General features: G+C 57.1%; 18 protein-coding genes, 1 pseudogene and 1 riboswitch. Of the genes and pseudogenes, 9 read left to right on the top strand and 10 right to left on the bottom strand.

What is annotated here, in order from left to right; translation table 11 throughout:
* Positions 1–11: 11 nt before the first annotated feature.
* From GS620_RS08335 to GS620_RS08290, 10 genes are all read right to left on the bottom strand, one after another.
* Positions 12–1,976 (bottom strand): beta-galactosidase, encoded by a 1,965-nt coding sequence (locus tag GS620_RS08335; RefSeq protein WP_171615180.1) that lies wholly within the window; start codon positions 1,974–1,976, stop codon positions 12–14.
* Positions 1,973–3,619: an amino acid ABC transporter permease gene (locus GS620_RS08330; RefSeq protein WP_171615178.1), complete on the bottom strand. Its 1,647-nt coding sequence runs from the start codon at positions 3,617–3,619 to the stop codon at positions 1,973–1,975. The genes GS620_RS08335 and GS620_RS08330 overlap by 4 nt, the downstream gene beginning before the upstream one ends.
* 64 nt (positions 3,620–3,683) lie before the next feature.
* Positions 3,684–4,433, bottom strand: coding sequence for a basic amino acid ABC transporter substrate-binding protein (locus GS620_RS08325; RefSeq protein WP_171615176.1), 750 nt, complete (start codon positions 4,431–4,433; stop codon positions 3,684–3,686).
* Positions 4,434–4,455: 22 nt separating this feature from the next.
* On the bottom strand, positions 4,456–5,502 hold the full coding sequence (locus tag GS620_RS08320; protein WP_171615174.1) for a LacI family DNA-binding transcriptional regulator: 1,047 nt from the start codon (positions 5,500–5,502) through the stop codon (positions 4,456–4,458).
* Positions 5,502–6,251: a sugar phosphate isomerase/epimerase gene (locus tag GS620_RS08315; protein WP_171615172.1), complete on the bottom strand. Its 750-nt coding sequence runs from the start codon at positions 6,249–6,251 to the stop codon at positions 5,502–5,504. Before GS620_RS08315 ends, GS620_RS08320 begins: the two co-directional genes overlap by 1 nt.
* A gap of 71 nt (positions 6,252–6,322) precedes the next feature.
* The gene (locus tag GS620_RS08310) at positions 6,323–7,405 is read right to left on the bottom strand and encodes an ABC transporter ATP-binding protein (protein WP_171205107.1); all 1,083 of its coding nucleotides are present in this window, start codon (positions 7,403–7,405) and stop codon (positions 6,323–6,325) included.
* 3 nt (positions 7,406–7,408) lie between these two features.
* Positions 7,409–9,064: an alpha-glucosidase gene (locus tag GS620_RS08305; RefSeq protein ID WP_171615170.1), complete on the bottom strand. Its 1,656-nt coding sequence runs from the start codon at positions 9,062–9,064 to the stop codon at positions 7,409–7,411.
* A 9-nt stretch (positions 9,065–9,073) separates the two neighbouring features.
* Positions 9,074–10,222 carry a carbohydrate ABC transporter permease gene (locus GS620_RS08300; RefSeq protein ID WP_171615168.1) on the bottom strand — a complete coding sequence of 383 codons (1,149 nt, stop codon included), beginning with the start codon at positions 10,220–10,222 and terminating at the stop codon, positions 9,074–9,076.
* Between the two features lie 3 nt (positions 10,223–10,225).
* A complete protein-coding gene (locus tag GS620_RS08295) occupies positions 10,226–11,233 on the bottom strand; it encodes a carbohydrate ABC transporter permease (protein ID WP_171615166.1) in 1,008 nt (335 codons plus the stop codon).
* A gap of 55 nt (positions 11,234–11,288) precedes the next feature.
* Positions 11,289–12,647, bottom strand: a complete 1,359-nt coding sequence (locus tag GS620_RS08290; protein WP_171615164.1) for an ABC transporter substrate-binding protein — start codon at positions 12,645–12,647, stop codon at positions 11,289–11,291.
* Positions 12,648–12,867: 220 nt separating this feature from the next.
* Here GS620_RS08290 and GS620_RS08285 point away from each other — a divergent pair, with 220 nt between their 5' ends.
* The 9 genes and pseudogenes from GS620_RS08285 (at position 12,868) to GS620_RS08250 (ending at position 21,374) form a co-directional block, all read left to right on the top strand.
* Positions 12,868–13,905, top strand: a complete 1,038-nt coding sequence (locus GS620_RS08285; protein ID WP_171615162.1) for a LacI family DNA-binding transcriptional regulator — start codon at positions 12,868–12,870, stop codon at positions 13,903–13,905.
* Positions 13,902–15,203, top strand: a pseudogene (locus GS620_RS22010) (GH1 family beta-glucosidase); the annotation flags it as partial. The gene GS620_RS08285 and the pseudogene GS620_RS22010, both read left to right, overlap by 4 nt.
* On the top strand, positions 15,180–16,238 hold the full coding sequence (locus tag GS620_RS22005) for an ROK family protein (RefSeq protein WP_253283843.1): 1,059 nt from the start codon (positions 15,180–15,182) through the stop codon (positions 16,236–16,238). The pseudogene GS620_RS22010 and the gene GS620_RS22005, both read left to right, overlap by 24 nt.
* Positions 16,239–16,268: 30 nt before the next feature.
* Complete coding sequence (locus tag GS620_RS08275) at positions 16,269–17,195, top strand: carbohydrate kinase (RefSeq protein ID WP_171615157.1); 927 nt, start codon at positions 16,269–16,271, stop codon at positions 17,193–17,195.
* Positions 17,196–17,290: 95 nt separating this feature from the next.
* Entirely contained in the window at positions 17,291–17,980 is a 690-nt protein-coding gene (locus tag GS620_RS08270) for a D-lyxose/D-mannose family sugar isomerase (protein ID WP_371419764.1), read from the top strand.
* A riboswitch (cobalamin riboswitch) is annotated at positions 17,974–18,171 on the top strand. It overlaps the preceding gene by 7 nt.
* Before the next feature lie 97 nt (positions 18,172–18,268).
* Positions 18,269–18,625: a DUF1636 domain-containing protein gene (locus tag GS620_RS08265; protein ID WP_171169546.1), complete on the top strand. Its 357-nt coding sequence runs from the start codon at positions 18,269–18,271 to the stop codon at positions 18,623–18,625.
* Positions 18,622–19,395, top strand: a complete 774-nt coding sequence (locus GS620_RS08260; protein WP_171119227.1) for an ABC transporter ATP-binding protein — start codon at positions 18,622–18,624, stop codon at positions 19,393–19,395. Before GS620_RS08265 ends, GS620_RS08260 begins: the two co-directional genes overlap by 4 nt.
* A gap of 16 nt (positions 19,396–19,411) precedes the next feature.
* Positions 19,412–20,362 carry an ABC transporter substrate-binding protein gene (locus GS620_RS08255; RefSeq protein ID WP_253283829.1) on the top strand — a complete coding sequence of 317 codons (951 nt, stop codon included), beginning with the start codon at positions 19,412–19,414 and terminating at the stop codon, positions 20,360–20,362.
* Between the two features lies 1 nt (position 20,363).
* The gene (locus GS620_RS08250; protein ID WP_171615155.1) at positions 20,364–21,374 is read left to right on the top strand and encodes an iron ABC transporter permease; all 1,011 of its coding nucleotides are present in this window, start codon (positions 20,364–20,366) and stop codon (positions 21,372–21,374) included.
* Positions 21,375–21,388 lie beyond the last annotated feature (14 nt).

Here is a 21,388-nt window from a genome sequence, read left to right as displayed (position 1 = left end):
ATTTCAGAGCGTTAGTTTACCTGCCATACGGTAAAATCGCGCGCGCCAACCGGATCAGAGCCGATCAAAATTCGTCGTGATCCACCACCAGGCAGGGGTTTGGGCATGTCACCAAAATTGAAAGCAAAATGCAACGTACCGAGTCGGGTTACGCGTAGGTCTGGATCGCAGTCTAAAGGCTTCAGCCCTGCCCATTCCAAGACATCGCGCATAATCTCGTGCACGAGCGCACCGCCGGGGACCATGGCCAGATATGTCGCACGATCCGACCGGACGATCGCTGGGCTGGCGTCGCAATAGGCACTTTTGAAGCGCGCCAGGACATTTGCCTCTGTCTCGACGATTTCGCGCCAACCAGCAAAGTCAAATAGCTGACCGTTCTGCAACTGCACAGACTCCCTTGCAATATCCGGCAGCGATTCGACACGGGCGACACGGACGCCGGTCAGATCCGCCAACGCACCCGGCGCCAGATTCGAAGGGGTCTGCATTTGAGCTGTCTTGCTGCCGGACCGGGCACCAATCAAAAGCTTTGCGCCTGAAGCATCAAGTCTCGCGGCCAGATCCGGGGTCACGATCATGCTTTGCGGCAACACGATCAGGGCGTAACCTTGCAAACCATCCTCGGGACCCACAAAATCAATGTCCACACCCAGACTGCGCAAGGCAGTGTACCATTCGCGGAAGATATGGGAATTGGGGAAGTCATCATCATGCGGCAGAATATCGGCCGCCCAGATCGAAGCGTAATCCAGCATAATCGCCACCGAGGCTTTTCCCCGCGTCGTTGACGGCAGGTTTTCGCGATCCTTCGCAATCTGAGCCAGTTCGAGCGCGGCTTGATCCAGACTGTCATCCGAGCGCAGCAAGGCTGTATGGTATTGTTCCTGCGCGAATTTTGCCTGTCGCCATCGAAAGAACATCACAGCTTGCGCGCCGTGTGCATATGCGGCCCAGGTCCAAAGCCGAACCATCCCTTCGGCTGGGGAAGGGTTTTGTGCCGCCCAGTCCACCGGCCCCGGTTGCTGTTCCAACACCCATACCCGCCCCCGCCCCTGACTGCGATACAAGTCGCAATGAAATCCCTGATAATCAGGCGCGCCGGTTCGCAGATAACGGCGCTCTTCCTTCTCTGACAGGGTTGAGCCCATCAGATTACCCAGCGGGTAGCTGTCAAAGCCGACGATATCCAGATCGGCGGCCACTGCGTGGTGATCGAATTCGAAACTACCGGCCATGAAGTTGTGCGTGATATCTCGACCCGGCGCATGTTCGCGCAGCACGTCCACCTGTGTCTTGTTGAACAACCGCACCCGGTCCGAAGAATAGCGCCTGAAATCAAGGGCATGGGTGGGGTTGGGTGTAGCAACCAAACCATTGGGCAGTTCAATCTGGTCAAAGCCGGAATAGAGGCTCCCCCAGAACACGGTCCCCCAGGCCTCGTTCAATGCGCCAATTGTACCGTATCGTTTTGCCAGCCAGCGCCGAAATCCCGCCCGTGCGGCATCGGAATAGCTGAGAACGGTGTCGTGGTCATTGTACTCATTGTCGATCTGCCAGGCATGGACATGCGGGTTCTGGCCATACCTGGCGGCATATTCCGTGGCGATCCTTTGCGCCTCGGCCAGGTACACGTCACTGGAAAAACAATAATGTCTGCGGGAACCATAACCCCTGACCCGGCCGTCCGGGCCAACCGGCAGAATTTCGGGGTGCTCATCAATCAGCCATTTGGGTGGCGCAGCCGTTGGAGTCGACATCATGACCCGCAGGCCGGCCCGCCCCAGAATCTCGATGACGTCATCCAACCAGTCCCAGTGAAACCGGCCGCGTTCCGGTTCAATCAGACCCCAGGTGAACTCGGCGATCCGAACCCAATCCAAACCCATCCCGGCCATCCGCGCGACGTCACTGCGCCACTGGGACGGGTCCCATTGTTCGGGGTAGTAGCAAACCCCAAGCTCCAGTTTGCTCATCGGTTGTCCTTTGCCGTGCGCCGTTCGATCCATTTCAGGAAGCTTGCGCAACAGAGGGTGAGTACCACATACAGAATTGCTGCCGTATTGAACGGCGCAAAGGGCAGAAAGCTTGCTGCCTGAAACTCTCGCATCCTTTGGGTCATGTCGCGGACGGACAGGATGGACAGCAACGAGGTATCCTTGATCATCGCGATAAATTCGTTGCCCAATGGCGGGGTGACGATCCGCAGGGCTTGTGGCAGAACGATCAGCCGCGCCGTCTGCCAGCGCGACAAGCCCAGCGAACTGCCTGCTTCCAGCTGCCCTTTCGGGATGGCCTCGATCCCAGAGCGGAATATTTCGGCCATATAGGCCGAATACCCGACCGAAATCGCGATGATCCCGCGTGTCATGTTGGTCATATCAATGCCGCCCCCCGTGGCATCCTTGACCGCGCCCGCCAAGGGCAGGCCGATGTAAAGAATGATCACCAACATCGGAATGCCGCGTATCGTGTCCACGAAAAATTCGGCCCCGACCGCCAAGGGATGCAGCTTGTGCTGTGCGCCACCAATGGTCAGCGTCAGCAGCAGAAAGCCGAATACAGCAAAAGCCAGTGCGGGATTTCGATATTTATCAGGCAAGAAACTGGTCTGCCACAGAACCGGATAGCCTTGTGAATGAACGTCCACGGGAACAAACGCTCCGGAAACGCTGTCTACGGTTTCAATCTGCTCCAGGGCGGCCGCTGCATCAGTGGCGCTGCGTATACGGTATTGTTGTTCGCCGGCCCCGTCGAACTCTCCAAACCGGATGATGTCAGCCTGCGCCTGTGGCGTGCCGCGCACGATGGCGATGCGCCCTTCGGTGCTTCCGACCAGAACGTAACTGACCTGCGGCTGCATGAAGAAAAATGCTGATATCGCAAGCAATGCCAGGCTGATGGAACCATACAGAATCGTGGTGCGCGCCCGTGGTTTGAACGATTGCAGCCCCACCCAGATCAAGCCCAGAATGGCCGAGAAGATATAGGCGAAGATGGCTGCGCGGAACGTAATGGCAACGCCTGTCGCGAACTGCCAGTGGGCCATGAACATCAGATAGAACAAAACCGCACCTGTAAGGCATTCCAGTCCCAATAGAACGCGCCCGCGCCAAGGGGGTCGCAACGCCGCGGACAGCAGGCTCAAGGCGACAACAGCTGTGTATCCGGCCAGAAGAACTTGCAGTCCTGTTTGAACCTGGGTCACGACTTCGGGATACAACACCCACGTCTGACTGGACCGGTCGATCAGGCTTGATGTGTTCTCGCTGAGCGCATGAAAGAAAACGGATTCCGCGAAGGGCATCAAAAGCTGTGGAGATAAAAAGCTTATGACCAAAAGCGCAATTGACGCGGGCAGCGCCGCAAGGGCCGAAGCGCGCAACCAACCGGGGGCATGATTGGTAAAACGTGCATACCGGGCGCAAAGATATCCAAGGATTGCAACCGAGACGATCAGCAGAAAGCCGACGAAAATCGGCCCTGCATTGTTGCCGATCCCCAGAATTGCAATCAGAGATCGCAGATATTTCGAGGATGTGGCGAACAGATAGATGATGAAAGGGGCGGCTGCGAGCAATACAAGATTGCTCGGGCGGATCGTGCTGAGACGCGACATGGAACTTCTCCGCTGAAACATGGCCCGGCAGCCTCAGCCCCCGGGCCCAGAAGGGCTTGAAGGATCAGTTTGTGCCCCAGTATTTGGCCTTCAGCGCGTCCAGCGTGCCGTCTTCCTGAATGGCGGCGAGACCGGCATTGATTGCATCCACCGTCGGGTCACCTTCCTGAAACAAGATTCCCAATGGATCCGATTGCAGGCCTGTGATGCCCACGGTCAGTTCTCCGGCAAACTCCTGCTCGTAGGCCGCGGCAGAGGTGCCATCGATGATCACCCCTTGCACGTCTGCGTTTTGAAGCGCCAGAATAGCCGCCGAGAAGTTGTCGTAGAGGCTAACATTCTCGCGCCCTACAAGCTCTTCCGCCAGTTGGGCGTTGGTCGTCGCTGTTTGTGCCGCCAGTTTCTGGCCACCCGCTTTGAAATCCTCAAGCGTCATATCCGCGTTGTCGACTTGCAGCAAAATGGCCTGGCTGACAACGATGTACGGTTCGGAAAAGTCCATAGTTTCTTCACGTTCGGGCGTGATCGATACGCCCGAGATGACCAGGTCGAACTCACCCTGTTGAAGCGCCGCAAAGATGCCGTCCCAAGCGGTGTTTACGAAATTCGGAACGCAATTGATCTTTTCACAGATTGCATTCATCACATCGACATCAAAGCCTACGATTTCACCGGTTGTTTCGTCGACGGTTTCCATCGGGGGATAGGTTGCATCCGTTCCGATCTTGAGAACGCGACCTTCCAGATCGGCGGCAAAAGCCGCCGGCGCTGTCAGCATTGCAAGCGTTGCAACGGCAAATAGGTTTTTGAACATGTTCGGTTTCTCCTCTGTTGGCTCAGTTGGTCTGCGCCATGCCCGGCGCCGGGGTGTCAGGTTGCCGCTCGATCAATGTGGCCCTGATCTTTTTTTGCGTTTCCGACGGATCAACGCCGTCCAGTGCTTTAAGCATGAATTCCCCCAGCATGCGGCTGGTCTCGCCTATCGGCAAATAGTAGGTGCTGGGCGGGGGTATGAAATACTGGCTAAGCTTCAGATCGTCGTTTGAAATAACAACGACATCCCTGCCGACCTGAACGCCCATGTCGGCCGCAGCGGACAAGGCGCCAAGGGTCATCGCCTCGTTCGCGCAAATGATGGCGCTTGGCCGGTTGTGCATTCGCATGAGCGCCGCAAAGGCCCTTTGCCCGGTCTTCGCCGTGGTCGGGCCGGGATAAACAAGGGCCGGGTCAAACTCCATGCTACCTGCTGTCAGAGCATCTGAATACCCCTGGCGACGTTGACGGGCATAGATCAGGTCATCCGGCGGGTTGATAAGCGCAATCCGCTTATGCCCCAATGCCAGCAGCCGAGCCGTTGCATCAAAAGCAGCAGCCTGACTGTCGAGATCCACGTAAGGATGTGGTTGGGCACTGTCACTCATCCCGTATGTGACAAACGGAAAACCTTTATCTTGCAGATAGGCGATACGCGGGTCATTCACGCGAGTTCCGGAAAAGATCACGCCGTCTGCCAACCCTTCCTGCACGATGGAATGTAGGGTCTGCAATGCGGCTTCAACATCTCGTACACTGAAGACGCTCAACTCATAGCGTGACCCTTGAACCGCGTCGGATATTCCGGCCAGAATCCGGGTAAATTCCACACCCTCCCATTCTTCAGCGGCACTGCCCGAAACGCCGACCAATACCGCAATCCTGTAGGATTTATTGGTGCGCAGTTTCAGGCCGTCCAGATTGACCCGATACCCAAGCTCGGACGCCGCCTTTTGGATCTCCTCCCGCGTTTCCCGTTTTACCGAAGAAGCGCCGCGCAGTGCGTTTGAAACCGTGCCGACTGAATAGCCGGTCATACGGGCGATCGATTTGATCGTTGCCCGCGCCATCAGCCGATGCCCCCAAGCCGTTCAGTCAAAAACGACCGCCCCGTTTGCAAGGTGCGCCTGTGATCGGCGGTTTCATCATGCTCGACGAAAAGGTCGGTGCACTTGGTGGTTGAAAGGGCTCGTATCGTGGCGTCCCAATCGACAACACCCTCACCCAGATTGCGCCAGCGCCTGTCGCCTGATCCGCCCTGCGGGTCCACGTCCTTTGCATGAACAGACAGGATGCGATCCGCATGGCGCGCCAGCAGGTCAGCCGCGTCCTGACCAGCCGCGACGATCCAACCGATATCAGGTTGCCAATAGATGTTTTCTTGCGCCAGAATCTGTTCAAGAGGCGTTTTTCCCGGCGCCCCGAACAGATCAAAATCGTGGTTGTGATAGGCCAGGCTGACGCCGTGATCCCTCAGTCGATCCGCCCAATCGGACAACTGGCCCGACACTGCCTTCCATCCCTCGACAGTGCCGGGCCGCGCCTGTGGCGCCAGCCAAGGCATGACCGCCACCTGGCATTTCAAAAGGTGAAGTACTTCAACGATGTCATCGAAACGCTCGTGGAACTCCTCCCAATCGAAATGTGCAGAGCGAAGGATAAGACCTGATTGATGGACGATGCGTGCCATCTCTTGCGGAGTCATGTCATGCAGACCGGTGGTTTCGATATCCGAAAACCCGCAAGCAGAAACCAACTTCAGTTGGTCCGAGAGGTCACCGCATTGCCGAACCGTGTAAAGCTGCGCCGATACCCGCATTTTTCACCATTGAAACGTTTCAATTATGGTGAAACACAAAACGCAATTCTGTCAAGAACTGCGTTTCGCTGTTATTTGCGCATGGACAATCCATTGTGGAACAGATGCACCTTGTCCGGTGCGGCCGTGACCGAGACCGTCTGGCCGCGCAGGTTGCGCTGAACTCCCGGCAGCTTTGCAATGACTGCATCCGCACCATCGGTTTTCTCAAAATACAGCAGCGTGACTTCGCCCAAGGCTTCGGTGAAATCCACCTTGCCGGACAGAATCGCGGATTCTTCCGTCATGGCCAAGTCTTCGGGACGCACCCCGATATTGACCTTTTTCCCCAGGTCACTGTCTTCGGTTGGAACCGCGGATCTTGCAATCCCGCCTGATGACAGTTCGACGGTGGTCATTTCGCCGGTTCCGGTGATTGTGCCGGACAGCAGGTTCATGGAAGGCGAACCGATGAACTGCGCAACAAACTCGTTGTCAGGCGCCTCATACAGTTCAAGCGGTGTCCCGACCTGCGCGATGCCCTTGTTGGCCAATACCACGATCCGACTGGCCAGTGTCATCGCCTCGACCTGATCGTGGGTCACGTAGATCATGGTGCTGTCAGGCATGGCCTCTTTCAGACGCGCGATCTCGATCCGCGTGGCCACCCGAAGTGCCGCGTCGAGGTTCGAGAGGGGTTCGTCGAACAGATACACCTTTGGGTCACGTACGATCGCGCGCCCGATGGCAACCCGTTGACGCTGCCCCCCAGAAAGAGCTTTTGGCAGGCGGTCCAGGAATGGTTCCAGCTGAAGGATTTGAGCGGCACGGTCTACGGCAGCATCAATCTCGGCCGTGGGCATCTTCGCGATTTTCAGGGCAAAGGCCATGTTCTCGCGAACGGTCATGTGGGGATACAAAGCATAGCTTTGAAACACCATCGCGATGCCCCGCTGTGCAGGCGGAACATCGTTCATGACCTGCCCTTCGATTTCCAGCGTGCCGCCTGTAATCTTCTCCAACCCGGCAATCATCCGCAGCAGGGTGGACTTGCCGCATCCGGAAGGACCGACAAAAACGATCAGTTCGCCTTGTTCGATGTCGAGGTTGATGTTCTTCAAAACATCGACAGGGCCATAGGACTTGGCGACGTCCGTGAGGTTGAGTTCAGACATGCTTTATCCCTTTTTCCTGTACATCAGGATGAACTGCGCCGCGTTCAGCACAACGTTGCCGCTTCCTTCGACACCGCCTAGGTCCTGACCCATCACCTGCCAACTGCCTTCGGGCAGCTTGAACGCGGCAGAATCCGTGCCCAGATTGAAGGCGCAGAATATCTGCTCATGCGAATCCTCACGCACAAAAGACAGAATCGAACCCGTTTCCGTCATGCCGGTCTGCGCCCCCTTTGCCAAAGCAGGATGCGCATGCCGCAAGGCGATGGCGCGACGGTAGTGGTTCAACATCGAGCTAGGATCCGCCTCCAATCGGTCCACCGCCTGCCCGGCCTGCTGTGCGCTTACCGGCAGCCAGGGCTCTGCGGTGCTGAAACCCGATTGTTCATCTTGTGCTGCCCAAACCATCGGTGTGCGGCAGCCGTCGCGGCCCTTGTATTCGGGCCAGAACTCGATGCCATAGGGGTCTTGCAGTTTCTCGAACGGCACATCCGCTTCGTGCAGGCCCAACTCCTCGCCCTGATACAGGCAGGCAGAGCCGCGCAGGCACATCATGAGAACCGCGTGCTGGCGGCCTGCCGCGACATCCAAATTCCAGCGCGAGACGTGACGTTGCACGTCGTGGTTGGAAAATGCCCAACATGGCCATGCGTCACCTGCCTTCGCTTCCAGCTGGTCAAAAACGTGCTTTGTGTAAGTGGCGGTCAATGCACGTTTTTCCAGGAACTCGAAGGCATAACACATGTGCATCCGCTTATCCCCGGATGTGTATTCGCCCATGATCTCTAGCCCACGCTGCGCATCTCCGACCTCGCCCAGACAAGCCCGGCCTTCATATTCGTCCGTCAAGGCCCGCAGTCTTTCGAGGAAGGCGATGTTCTCGGGCTGGCTTTTTGAAAACAGGTGGTCCTGATGGTTGTAGGGGTTCACGGCCGGTGCGATCGTGGCGTTGCGTTGATCCATCGGCAGCGCAGGATTGTCGCGAAGCGCCTTGTCGTGGAAATAGAAATTGATGGTATCCAGCCGAAAGCCATCCACCCCCAGATCAAGCCAGAACCGCGCTACGTCCAGCAACGCATCCTGAACATCCGGGCAGTGGAAATTCAGATCCGGCTGCGATGTCAGGAAGTTGTGCAGATAATATTGCAGCCGTCGGGCATCCCATTGCCAGGCCGAGCCGCCGAAGATCGAAAGCCAGTTGTTCGGTGGCGTGCCATCCGGTTTGGGATCCGCCCAAACATACCAATCGGATTTCGGGTTTTCCCGATTGCTACGGCTTTCGATGAACCAAGGGTGCTGATCGGATGTATGCGACAGGACCAGATCAATCATGATCCTCAGACCCTTCGCATGGGCCTGATCCAAAAGCTCTTTGAAATCCGCCAGCGACCCGAACATGGGATCGACATCGCGGTAATCGCTGACATCGTACCCAAAATCCTTCATCGGCGATTTGAAAAACGGCGAGATCCAAATTGCATCAACGCCCAGCGAGGCGATGTAATCCAGTCGCGCAGTGATGCCCTTCAGATCACCGATTCCATCCCCGTTGCTGTCCTGAAAACTGCGTGGGTAGATCTGATAGATCACACCACCGCGCCACCAATCCGAAGACAGTTTCGTTGCATTGCTGTGTATAAAGTTGTTCTGCACGTTCATCAGACGCCTCTATTTGACAGATCCGGCCAACAGGCCCCGGACCAGGTATTTTTGCATTGCGAAGAAGACGACCAGCGGCACGAAGATCGAGACAAAGGCAGCGGTCGCAAGGATTTCCCAATTGCCGCCACGTGTACCCAGCAGCTCGACGATGCGGTTCGTCATCACGGTTGTCTGGCCGGTCGCGTCGATCAGGAAAACCTTGGCAACAAGCAGGTCATTCCATGTCCACAGGAACTGGAAGATCGCGAAAGACGCCAGCGCCGGGAAGCTGAGTGGCAGGATCAGTTTGGTAAAGATCTGAAACTCGGTGGCGCCATCGACGCGGGCGTTTTCGATCAGATCACGCGGCAATCCGGCCATGTAGTTGCGCAGCAGGTAAATCGCCAATGGCATCCCAAAGCCTGTATGCGCAAGCCAGACTCCCAGATAGCCTTTGCCGATCCCGATATTGAGGTGAAATTTCAGCAACGGGATCAAGGCCAATTGAAGCGGAACGACCAAAAGGCCAACAACGGCCGCGATCAGCAGGGCGCGCCCGGGAAACTCCATCCACGCCAGCGCATAAGCCGCAAAGGCGGCAACCAGGATCGGGATGATTGTTGCAGGGATGGTAACCGTCAGCGTGTTGAAAAAAGCCTTGGCCATGCTGTCCGTACTGCTTTGATCCAGAAGAACCTTTCGGTAGTTTTCCAAAGTGAACTCGGGTGGCAGTTCCGCTGTTACGAAGATGCGCGCGCCACGTTTCCCGGTGAATTCCTCGGTGTTTTCCATCCTATAGTTGCCCGCCGCATCCACCGTGATCGTACCACCTCGGCGCAGCTCGGCTGTTTGGCCCGGTTCAAATGCATCAACCTCGCGCGAACTGATACCCCATCTGGAAATCGTTGCTTGCTCATCTTCGCCGAACAACGCCCCCTGAATGACATACACTCCGTTTTCCAGCACCTGCGTCTCGGGCGCGGCGCTGCGAAGCGTCAGGTTTTGTTCAGAGGGAAACAGAGACCGCCACCAGCCGCTGGACGAAATCTGATCTGCCGTCCGAAAGGACGAAATCAGCAAGCCAAGCGTAGGAATGACCCAAAGAGCCACCAGGAAGATGACTGACAGATGCACCACCCATCTGAGCGCGGGTTTGGTTCCGGCGATATCGCTCATGGCTTACTCCATCTCCTTGCGCGCGTTACGCACGTTCCAGACGAGGATCGGCGTAACAAGCAACATGATCACCATGGCCGAGGCGGATCCGACGCCCCAGTCATTGGCGCGGAAAAGCTTGTCGTACATGTAGTTTGCCAGCACCTGTGTCTCCCACTGGCCGTTGGTCATGGCAAAGACGATGTCAAACACTTTGAGAACGGTGATCGTGATCGTCGTCCAAACAACAAGGATCGTGGTTTTGATCTGCGGTACCTTGATCTTGAAGAAGATCTGAAAGGGATTGGCCCCATCCAAAATGGCCGCCTCGATGGTTTCTTCGGGAATACCGCGCAAGGCCGCCGACAGGATGACCATCGCGAAACCCGTCTGTATCCAGATCAGGACAACCATCAGAAAGAAACTGTTCCAGAAAGGAATTGTTAACCACGTGTTGGGTTCGGTGCCGCCGAAGAAGATGTACAGCGCGTTCAGGATGCCTATCTGGTCCTGTTCCGCTGGTCGCGCATCATAAACCAGTTTCCAGATCACCGATGCACCAACAAATGAAATGGCCATCGGCATGAAAATCAGGGATTTGGCAAAGTTCCCCCAGCGGATGCGGTCGGTCAGTTGCGCCACGAGAAGACCAAAAGCCGTTGACATGGCCGGCACGACGATCAGCCAGAACATGTTGTTGCGCATGGCTTCCCAAAACTTCGGCTCGGCCGCCATTTGGGAATAGTTGTCCAGGCCAACCCAGCGGTATCCGCCACCGGGCACGCGTTCCGTAAGCGAAAGGCGCAAGGTTTCAACCACCGGATACGCCAGATACAGCCCCAATGCAGCAAGCGCCGGGAACAGGAACAACCACGGGCGGATCAAGTTCGCCCGATTGATGTTTCGGCCCGCATTTGGCCCGCGCGGCGGAAACAGGACTTTGTCCAGAAACTGGTTGGAAAGATAGAAGTAGCCCACGCAACCCGACACGCCGATGGCGATCGTCAGCAGGCCTTGTAGTGCGGGTGTCATGATACGCCCATCCGTTTGGCAAACGGGGCGGCCTCAGGACCGCCCCATGAGTTGGTCACTTGATTGCGTCCCAGGACGCCTGGATTTCACGTGCCACGGTGGCTGCATCTTTTGCACCCGACGAGTAATCGACCATCCCGGTCCAAAACGTACCCGCCCCGACTGCACCGGGCATCAGGTCGGACCCGTCAAAGCGGAAGGTCGTTGCGTTGGTCAGAATTTCGCCCTGTCCCCGCTGTGAATCATTCGAATAGTTCGCGGGATCTGCACCCAGATGAGGCGTCAGGAAACCGTCCTGCGACATCATGATCTCATGGGCGAAAGGTGTTTTGAGGAACTCCAGAAAGGCTTCGGCTGCAGGGTTTGGGTTGGTGATTGAGAACAATGTCCCTGCCCCAAGCACCGGCGTCCCCAGGTCTTTTTCAGCGTAAGCCGGGAAGTAGAAGAAATCAGCATCCACCCCTAATTCCGTGCCTTCCGGAAAATAGGCGGGAATAAACGAAGCCTGACGATGCATCATGCAAGCGGGCGGGCTATCGAAAAGACCTTTGGGGCTGTCACGGAAATCGATTGCCGCTGTGTCGTCTGCGTCACCTACCACATAGTCGTCATTGCGGGTAAAGCTGCCATATTCCTCAATCGCGGCTATGACGCGGGGATCATCGAACTTCATTTCGTTCGACACCCATTGGTCATAGACTTCAGGTGGTTGCGTACGCAGCATAAGATCCTCGACCCAGTCCGTTGCGGGCCAGCCCGTTGCGCCGCCCGAGGCCAGACCGACGCACAAGGGCGTTTCGCCGTCCTCGACCATCTGATCCATCAGAGTTTTGAACTCTTCCATGGTTTCGGGCACTTCATACCCAAAGTCTTCGAAGTTTTCGGGCACGTACCAAACCAGCGATTTGACGTTCACATTGAAGAAGAACCCGTAAAAATCGTGAGACCCTTCCGCGTTCTCAAACGTACCCAGATCGACCCAGGATTGACCGGCGGCGAAGTTTTCCTTGATCCAGTCCGCAGTGCCTTCGGCCAATGGCGTCAGATAGCCCTGTTTTGCGAGGTTTGCCGCCAGACCAGGCTGCGGGAAAACAGTCAGATTCGGCGCCGAGCCTGCGGCCGCATCAATCAGGATCTGCTGTTCCAGAGAATCCGAACCCACATAGCTGGAATTCGCGCCTGTTGCCTCATCGAAATAGGCCACGAGGTTTTCGAAGGACTTGCCCTCGCCAGCCAGCCAGGGGCCGAAAATGGTCAGGCTTTCGCCGGACAGATCATTCGCTTCGGCAAAGGCCTGAAACCCATCCCAGTCAAAACTGCCCTCGCCGACGGCATGGATCATCTCACCCTCTGCCTGAACTGATCCGGCCATCAGGGCGAGTGCCGCCGCACCTGCGTAAAGCCCGTGTTTCATCAAATCCTCCTCCCAAGCTTTCATGTATTCAAAGACTCGCTTTCAAAGCGCTTTGGATGATGTGTGTTATCCGCTAACATTGGCGCCCTGTCAATATTTTGCTTCCCAGCGCCAAAATAAATTATATTTTCTGCTTTCAACGCAAAACAAGTTGACGGATGCCGTATTTGCTCACAAAACAAAAAAGAGCCACTCAATTGAAGGCGCTTTGAATCGTAATATGAACCTGAAGCAGCTCTCGGAAGTTCTGGGCCTTTCGCAAACTACGGTCAGCCGGGCGCTGAACGGGTACCCCGAAGTGAGCGAGGACACACGTGCGCGCGTTCAAGCCGCGGCGCGCAAACACGGGTACCGGCCGAACAGTCGCGCCAAAGGGCTTGCGACAGGACGATCGATGGTGATCGGCCACGTCATTCCCAGCTCGTCCCAACATGAAATGGTCAACCCGATCTTCGGGGATTTCGTCGCCGGTGCCGCAAAGAAATACGCTGAACATGGCTATGACATGATGTTCACCAACGCCGACGACACTTCGATTGAAGAGGCGTATCGGAGCCTCTTTCAGCGCGGCGCGGTGGACGGAGTCGTGCTGCAAGGCCCCAAAGTGAACGAACCACGGATCGAAGTCCTGACCCGCATGGGCGTCCCATTCATCGTGCACGGACGCTCGACCGGCGTCGACGCTCAATATGACTGGATCGACGTCAACAACAAAAGTTCGTTCATGCGCGCCACACGCTTTCTGATTGACCTTGGCCATCGCCGTATCGCTCTGATCAACGGTCTGGAAGATATGGATTTTGCCCAACGCCGCCGCGACGGATATCTTGAGGCGCTTAGTCAGGCCGGGCTTGCGCCCGATGCCGATCTGATGCGCAGCGCTGAAATGACAGAGGTTTACGGCCATCACGAAACGCAGAACATGTTGCGCCTGGAGTCCCCCCCGACCGCTATTTTGTGTTCATCGATGATCTCTGCCATCGGCGTACGGCGTGCGCTGTCCGAAAACGGGCTTGAGATGGGTACGGATGTGTCAGTGATCGCCCATGACGACGACCTGTCCTATTTGAAGAACGGGCAGGATGTTCCGATTTTCACGGCAACACGCTCATCCGTCCGTCAGGCGGGTGAAATGGCGGCTGACATGTTGATCCAGCGCATCAAATCCCCGAATGATCCCGTCAAAACCAGGCTGCTGGAGGCCGAGCTGGTCGTGGGCAGGTCAACCGGCCCTGCGCCCAACAAGGTGCAACCATGAAACACGCACGCGCTGATTTTCCCAAAGATTTTCTCTTTGGTGTTGCCACCTCTGCGTACCAGATTGAAGGCCACGCGCAGGGCGGGGCGGGGCGAACTCATTGGGATACCTTTGCGGCGTCGCCGGGCAACGTGGTGCGCGGGGAAAACGGAGACGTCGCCTGCGATCACCTGAACCGGTTCGAACAGGATTTCGATCTGGTGCGCGAGGCCGGGTTTGACTGTTATCGTTTTTCGACCAGCTGGGCACGCGTACTGCCGGACGGGCGTGGTCAGGTCAATCAGGCCGGGCTGGACTATTATGACCGATTGGCGGACGCCCTGCTGGAACGCGGTATCCGCCCCTGTGTGACGCTTTATCATTGGGAATTGCCGTCAGCGCTTGCGGATCAGGGGGGATGGTGCAATCGCGACATCGCGGATTGGTTCGCGGATTATACGCAGGTCATCATGGGTCGGATCGGCGACCGGATGTTCAGTGCCGCGCCGATCAACGAACCCTGGTGTGTCAGTTGGCTGAGCCATTTTGAAGGCCACCATGCGCCCGGTCTGCGCGATATCCGCGCCGCCGCCCGGGCGATGCATCACGTTTTGTTGGCCCACGGGCGGGCGATTCAGGCCATGCGCAGTCTTGGGATGGGCAATCTGGGTGCCGTGTTCAACCTCGAATGGTCCGAGCCCGCGGATGACAGCGCGGAAGCGCGGCTTGCGGCAGATCGCTACGATGCGATCTACAACCGATTCTTCCTTGGCGGTGTTTTCGGCAAGGAATATCCCCAAACAGCCCTGGAGGGGTTGGAGCCACACTTGCCCAAGGGCTGGCAGAACGACTTTGAAACCATCGGCACACAGGTCGATTGGTGCGGGTTGAACTACTATACCCGAAAATTGATTGCCCCGGCGGACGCCGCCTGGCCCAGCCTGCAAGAGGTTCCCGGACCGTTACCCAAAACGCAGATGGGATGGGAAATCGATCCCTCTGCCCTTACCCGCTTTCTTGTCAGAACAAGGAAAGACTATACGGGCGCGTTGCCAATCTATATCACCGAAAACGGTATGGCGAGTGAGGAGCGCGTGCAGGACGATGATCGTATCGATTATCTCGACAAGCACCTTGCGGCCGTGCTGGACGCTTTGGCACAAGGTGTTCCGGTGAATGGCTATTTTGTCTGGTCGCTGCTGGACAATTATGAATGGGCCTTCGGGTACGAGAAGAGGTTTGGACTGGTGGACGTGGATTTCGAAACACTTGCGAGAACGCCCAAAGCGTCTTTCATGGCGCTGAAATCCGCCCTGTCCGGGGGTCAGAGCGTCTCTCAGCCGTTAGCGCAACCATTCGGTGCCGTGCATGAGCATTGGAACCTGGTTGCGGATATCGGTGGTACGAACACACGTCTGGGCGTCGTCACGAACGGAGAATTGGCAGATCTTCGGAAACACCCGACAGGGACATTGGAAGATCTGCTTGAGGCGTTCCATGACCTCAGGGACGAGATCGGAACCAACCCACAGGCAGTCGTAGCAGCCGGAGCCGGGCCGGTCAGGGACGGAACGATTCAGCTGACCAACGCAAACCTGGATCTTTCGGAAACCGAGTTGGCGAAAGCAACAGGAGCAGAGCGCACCTTTGTCATAAATGATTTCACCGCTGCGGCGTGGTCGGTGGCCGAGGTGACCCGGTCGGATGTGGCGGTCTTGCAGGGTCAGGCAACGCCGTCAGCAGGCACACGGCTGGTTGTAGGGCCCGGAACCGGGCTTGGCGTTGGTGCGTTGCTATATTCCGAAGGCAGGTATCACACGGTTTCCGGCGAAGGCGGGCACGTGGGCCTGTACCCGCGCCATCGCGACGAAGTTGATATCTTTGAGGCGGCACGTCGCATCGCACCGGGCTGTTTCTTTGGGGACAGCCTAGCGCTGGAAGCAGAAATGTTCCTAAGCGGAACCGGCCTGCCGATCCTGTATCAGGCGGTTGAATTGGCAGCCGGTCAAGCGCGAACTCAAGCGCGCTCTGCAAAGGACATTCTGAACGATGCCCGTAACGGCACCGATCTGGTCGCCGAAAAAGCCGCGCAGATTTTTACCACCCACTTAGGTGCTTTGATGGGTGATCTGGCGGTCACCTTGATGCCGGAGGGAGGCGTTTTCCTCGTCGGCGGCGTTGCCGAGAAAAACCGCTGGCTATTCAGTGACAACTTCAAGGATGCGTTCAACGGCGGCGGCCGCTTCAGCGATTTGCGCCGCTCCCTGAACCTATACGTATCTGAACAGGCAGAGTTCGGGATCATCGGCGCAAACAACTTCTGCAAGAACGCGCTGAGACAGCAACCAGACTAACCGAAGTTTCTTACCTAAAAGGACCAAGACATGATCCTGTGCTGTGGTGAAGCGCTGATAGATATGATTTCAGAACCGACCGCATCGGGCGCAATTGGTTTTGTGCCACATACTGGTGGTGCAGTTCTGAACACAGCCGTCGCGATGGGACGTCTGGGTGTTCCGGTAGGGATGCTGACAGGTTTGTCATCGGACATGTTCGGCCAACAACTGATCGATGCGCTGAAAGCGAGCCATGTGGACACGACACATGTGATCACCTCGGACCGTCCGACCACGCTTGCCTTTGTGCAGCTCTCGGATGGACACGCGTCGTACAGCTTTGTTGATGAAAACACCGCAGGCCGGATGTTGCTGCCCGAAGACATGCCCGATCAGCTTCCTGCTGTCTCTGCCCTGTATCTCGGCGGAATCAGCCTTGCGTGTGAACCTTGCGCAGATGCTTATGCCGCCCTCCTGGACCGCCACGGTTCCGACCGGGCAGTGATGCTGGACCCGAATATCCGCCCGGATTTCATCAAGGATCAAACCCGGTTTCGGACGCGTTTGAACCGCATGATCTCGCGTGCGGATATCGTCAAGGTTTCAGACGAGGACCTGGACTGGATCATTCCGGGCGCTGAAGCCGAATCCGCAAAAGCGTCTGTGCTGTTGCAGGCGGGTCCTTCCGTTGTCATCGTCACGCGTGGCAGTGACGGGGCGCACGGTTACCTGGCGGATGGTTCCGAAGTCTCGGTTCCTGTGAAACCCGTTGAAGTGGTCGATACGATCGGCGCAGGTGACACGTTCAACGCCGGCGTTCTGACCGAGCTCAGCCGCGCAGGGCATCTGACCAAGTCAGGTCTGCGCGGATTGACGGTTGAAAGCCTGCAAGCAGCCATGGAACTGGGCGCTGACGTCGCGGCCGTGACCGTTTCCCGAGCCGGGGCGGAGCCCCCTTGGTCGCACGAACTGTGATCTGCGGGATGGTATGATGAAACGATCCGAAATCAACCACATCAAGCCCTAGGCACAGGCGTTCATTCAATCCTTCGGCGCCGTGTTGCCACCCTTTGCGGATTGGTCGCCCGAGAAAATGCGCAGCCCTCTGGCCAAAACGATCCGCAGCCGCGGGCTGGGATATTACCGATTACGCACAAGGCCATTTCGACGAACATTACCTATTCCCGTTCACTCTACGCACTGGTTTAGACGAAGGATCTGAAATCCGGGCGTGGGATGCTCTGTGCAGAAAACTGTTGATCTCGAAAGACAATCAGCTTTCTCCGTTGCACCGGCATATTATCAAGGCAGAAGACATCATCAACCGGGGCGGCGGCGATCTCGTTCTGGAAATTCATGCGTCGGATCCAAACGGTGGCGTCGACCGCGACAACCCGGTGACGGTCCCCAGCGATGCCTGCCCTGTAACCTTGCAACCCCAAGAGTACGTGCGGCTGAAGCCGAGGCAAAGCGTAACTCTGATGCCCGGCATCTGGCACGCTTTTTGGGCCGAGCGCGGCGATTGCCTTATTGGCGAGGTATCGACCGTGAATAACGACCGCACCGACATTGGGTTTGAAAAGCCAATTCCACGGTTTTCAAAGGTCGAGAAAGATTCTCGAGCCGGATTTCCTTCTTGTACCAGACTATTGACACCGTTCGGTCCGGGCTGGCGCAGCAGGACAGCTGGCGCGGCTATTGCAATTCCATCTACCAACGCGTTCGTCTGCCGCTTGACAAGTCTGGCATTGCCGGACTAGCTGAGCGGGATGGTTCCGTAAGGGATGAAAATGGGAACACGGTGCGGCGCTGGAATGTGCCAAGTCCGTGACTGCCCCCGCAACTGTAAGCGGTGAGCGACGCCACTTCACCACTGACCCGCATGGGTTGGGAAGGTCGGCCAAGCAACGACCCGCAAGTCAGGAGACCTGCCATCGCACTATAAACCAACCCGAGGCGGGGCGTCTCGGAAGGAGGCTTGATGGCGCGTTTGCGTAATATCTGGGTATGTGCCCTCTGTCTGCGTCTGGCAAACGACGGAGATGGCTATGACCTGCTATTCTGATCACTACGTTCTGATCTGTTCAACATGTCAGGGGGCGATGTCTGCCGAGGCTGCGCAAGACGTGCTGAATGCCCGGTTGCCTGACGGTTTTGAAACCCGAATGGTGGCCTGCATGGCAGGTTGTGAACGGGCCATGACGGTCGGATTTCAGGCCCCGGGCAAAGCGCAGTACCTGTTTGGCGATATCACGACATCACACGACCTGTCCGCCTTGGTCGAATTCGCGACCCAGTTCGGCGACAGTGACGATGGCTGGACCAGCGCCTCGGACCGCCCCCCTGCCCTTTTCGCAAAGACCTTGTCGCGAATACCCGCATTGCCGTCCGGTGGCGCTTCATGAGTTTTCTGGTTGCCGAGAATTTGGAGTACTATGCTCTTAATGGCGATATCCTGTTGCAGGATGTGTCCTTTCGTCTGGAAGAAGGATCAATTCTGGCAATCGCCGGGCCGAACGGCGCCGGCAAGACCACTCTGCTGAAACTGCTGTGCGGGATCGAACGGGTTATCTTGGGTGATGTTTGGATAGAAGGCCAAAGCCTACGGACCCTGTCCGCTCGCCAACGTGCCCGCTCCATTGCTGTGGTCGGGCAGCAGGAAATGCCTGACGGGCGGATGCGCCTGCAAGACTATGTTGCGCTGGGGCAAATCCCGATTCAGGGCGAACGTTCGATGGCTCAGCACAAGGCTGATCTGGAACGGGTTCTGACGACGACCGAGCTGTCGCATTTTGCCAACAAAACGATGGGTCAACTGTCCGGCGGAGAACGTCAGCGCGCACATATCGCGCGCGCGTTGGCCCAGAACCCGTCCTTGCTGTTTCTAGACGAGCCAACCAACCATCTGGACCCCGATGCCAAGGGGCACATGCTGTCTCTGGTTGCTGATCTGGGGGTAACGGTCGTCATGATCGTCCATGATCTGGTCATGATCCCGGAATTCGCCACCCATGTGGCGCTGATGAAAGCCACGCGTCTGACGGGGTTCGGGCCTGTTGTCGAAGTTCTGACCCCAGACCGGGTACGTGAGACATTCGGCGTGGATTATCTGTGCTTTCAGCACGAAGGCCGCATGATCCCCGCACTGGATATCCGAAAACGGAAACTGTCATAATAACAGGAACTTAAATATGATGCAGAAACTTTGGCCGGTCGTTGTTTTCGCTGGCTTGGCAGGTGGCGCGGCAGCAGAGGGCGTCACCGTGGACAATTGCGGCGAACCGCTGGCTTTTGACTCGGCGCCGGAACGTCTGGTCGTGCATGACATGAACATGACGGATATGGCCTTTGCGCTCGGCCTTCAGGACAAGATCGTGGGGCTTACCGGAATTACCGGCTGGTACAAAACAAGCCCTGATTTTGATGCTCAGCGTGGCGATATCCCAGAGCTTGCCCCCAAATACCCGACCATTGAAAACCTTGTGGCCGTCGAACCCGATCTGTTTTTTGCCGGTTGGTACTATGGCATGAAACCCGGCGGTGACGTCACGCCCGACACGCTGGAACCCTTTGGTATCAAGACCATGATTCTGTCCGAAAGCTGCGTGCATCTGGACAAGGATCGCCCCGAGGCCAGCATGAACCTGTTGTTTGATGACGTTCTGCGTCTGGGCACGGTCATGCAGGTCGAGGACAAGGCCGAGGCGCTGGTTGCCCGCTGGAAGGACCAACTGTCCGCCATCGAAGCAAAAACAGCCGATCTGGCGAAGCCCCGCGTGTTCCTGCTGGACGGGCCGGCCGATGCTCCGTTTACCGCCGGCAAGTTCGCCATTCCCGATGCAATGATCGCAGCCGCGGGTGGCGAGAACGTGACGCATGATCTGGATACCAGCTGGGGTCGCACGTCGTGGGAGGCCGTGGCAGCGGCCAACCCGGAGTTTCTGGTGCTGCTCGACTATCAGTCCGGCAACGGCGCAGAGGACACTTTCCAGTTCCTCAAGGATCACCCGGTAATGTCACAAACGGACGCGGTAAAGAACGAGCGCTGGATTGGCCTGCGTTACGAGGAACTGACGCCCGGTCCGGCAAATATCGAGGCGATCGAGAAGATGGCGAAGGCGATGCACCCGGAGATCAACTGATATGGTCCAATTGGGCCGTTTGATTTTGCTGGGGGCGGTTGTTCTGACCGCCCTTTTGCTGTTGTCCATCGTCTACGGGACCACCCCAATCCCCGTGCGCGAAGTTTTTTCAGCCATCGGCCTTGGAACCGGTCTGGTGGACGGAGACATGTCGCCTTTGCACCGGATCGTCTTCGACCTTCGCCTGCCCCGCGCCCTGTTTGCCGCCGTGATTGGTGCGGGACTGGGCGTCGTTGGTGTTGTTTTGCAAACAACGACGCGAAACGATCTGGCAGATCCGTTTCTGTTCGGTCTGTCCTCTGGTGCTGCTGCTGGCGCCGTTCTGGTGATCACCGTCACGGGGGATGTCCTGGGAATCTGGACGTTGCCGTTGGCGGCGTTTTGCGGCGGTCTGATCGCATCCGGCATTGTTCTGGCGCTGGTTCAGGGCTTGCGTACGAGCGCACCCGAAAAACTGATCCTTGCTGGCCTGGCGGTGTCCTTTCTGTTTTCCGCGATCACCAACTACCTGATTTTCTCTGGCGACAATCGCGCTGCGCATTCGGTGATATTCTGGATGCTTGGCGGTCTGGGACTGGCAAGATGGGAAACCTTCCCGCTTGTCCTGATCGGATTGGGCCTGATCCTGAGCTATTCGCTTTACCGCAGCCGGTGGCTTGACGCGCTGCTGACCGGGGATTTCACAGCCTCGTCACTGGGAATTCCCGTTCAGGGCCTGCGGTTCAGCATGTTCTTCGTGGCCGCGTTGGCGACGGCCAGTTTCGTTTCCGTTGCCGGTGTCATCGGCTTTGTCGGGCTGATGGTGCCTCATATTGCACGCGGCATCGCCGGAACTCTGCACCGAAACCTGCTGATCGTCTCGGCGATCGTGGGCGCGATTCTGCTGACATTGTCCGATATCTTGTCACGCCTTCTTCTGGCTCCGCAGGAGTTGCCCGTGGGAATCGTCACAACGTCGATAGGATCACTTTTTGTCTTTTTGTATTTGTTCAAATCTGATCGCGGGAGCTAGTTTTCCAAGGTTGC

This window comes from Ruegeria sp. HKCCD6428 (assembly GCF_013110595.1).
Classification (GTDB): Bacteria; Pseudomonadota; Alphaproteobacteria; order Rhodobacterales; family Rhodobacteraceae; genus Ruegeria.
The sequence above is the reverse complement of the archived record's forward strand: the minus strand, read 5'-3'. Positions and strand labels throughout refer to the sequence as shown.

Excerpts from the sequence above, each read along its gene's own strand:
- GS620_RS08290 (WP_171615164.1), bottom strand. The coding sequence starts at position 12,647 with ATGAAACACGGGCTTTACGCAGGTGCGGCGGCACTCGCCCTGATGGCC.
- GS620_RS08300 (WP_171615168.1), bottom strand. The coding sequence starts at position 10,222 with ATGAGCGATATCGCCGGAACCAAACCCGCGCTCAGATGGGTGGTGCAT.
- GS620_RS08255 (WP_253283829.1), top strand. The coding sequence starts at position 19,412 with ATGATGCAGAAACTTTGGCCGGTCGTTGTTTTCGCTGGCTTGGCAGGT.
- GS620_RS08275 (WP_171615157.1), top strand. The coding sequence starts at position 16,269 with ATGATCCTGTGCTGTGGTGAAGCGCTGATAGATATGATTTCAGAACCG.
- GS620_RS08305 (WP_171615170.1), bottom strand. The coding sequence starts at position 9,064 with ATGAACGTGCAGAACAACTTTATACACAGCAATGCAACGAAACTGTCT.
- GS620_RS22005 (WP_253283843.1), top strand. The coding sequence starts at position 15,180 with ATGGCGCTGAAATCCGCCCTGTCCGGGGGTCAGAGCGTCTCTCAGCCG.
- GS620_RS08335 (WP_171615180.1), bottom strand. The coding sequence starts at position 1,976 with ATGAGCAAACTGGAGCTTGGGGTTTGCTACTACCCCGAACAATGGGAC.
- GS620_RS08325 (WP_171615176.1), bottom strand. The coding sequence starts at position 4,433 with ATGTTCAAAAACCTATTTGCCGTTGCAACGCTTGCAATGCTGACAGCG.
- GS620_RS08265 (WP_171169546.1), top strand. The coding sequence starts at position 18,269 with ATGACCTGCTATTCTGATCACTACGTTCTGATCTGTTCAACATGTCAG.
- GS620_RS08295 (WP_171615166.1), bottom strand. The coding sequence starts at position 11,233 with ATGACACCCGCACTACAAGGCCTGCTGACGATCGCCATCGGCGTGTCG.
- GS620_RS08310 (WP_171205107.1), bottom strand. The coding sequence starts at position 7,405 with ATGTCTGAACTCAACCTCACGGACGTCGCCAAGTCCTATGGCCCTGTC.
- GS620_RS08260 (WP_171119227.1), top strand. The coding sequence starts at position 18,622 with ATGAGTTTTCTGGTTGCCGAGAATTTGGAGTACTATGCTCTTAATGGC.
- GS620_RS08330 (WP_171615178.1), bottom strand. The coding sequence starts at position 3,619 with ATGTCGCGTCTCAGCACGATCCGCCCGAGCAATCTTGTATTGCTCGCA.
- GS620_RS08320 (WP_171615174.1), bottom strand. The coding sequence starts at position 5,502 with ATGGCGCGGGCAACGATCAAATCGATCGCCCGTATGACCGGCTATTCA.
- GS620_RS08250 (WP_171615155.1), top strand. The coding sequence starts at position 20,364 with ATGGTCCAATTGGGCCGTTTGATTTTGCTGGGGGCGGTTGTTCTGACC.
- GS620_RS08285 (WP_171615162.1), top strand. The coding sequence starts at position 12,868 with ATGAACCTGAAGCAGCTCTCGGAAGTTCTGGGCCTTTCGCAAACTACG.
- GS620_RS08315 (WP_171615172.1), bottom strand. The coding sequence starts at position 6,251 with ATGCGGGTATCGGCGCAGCTTTACACGGTTCGGCAATGCGGTGACCTC.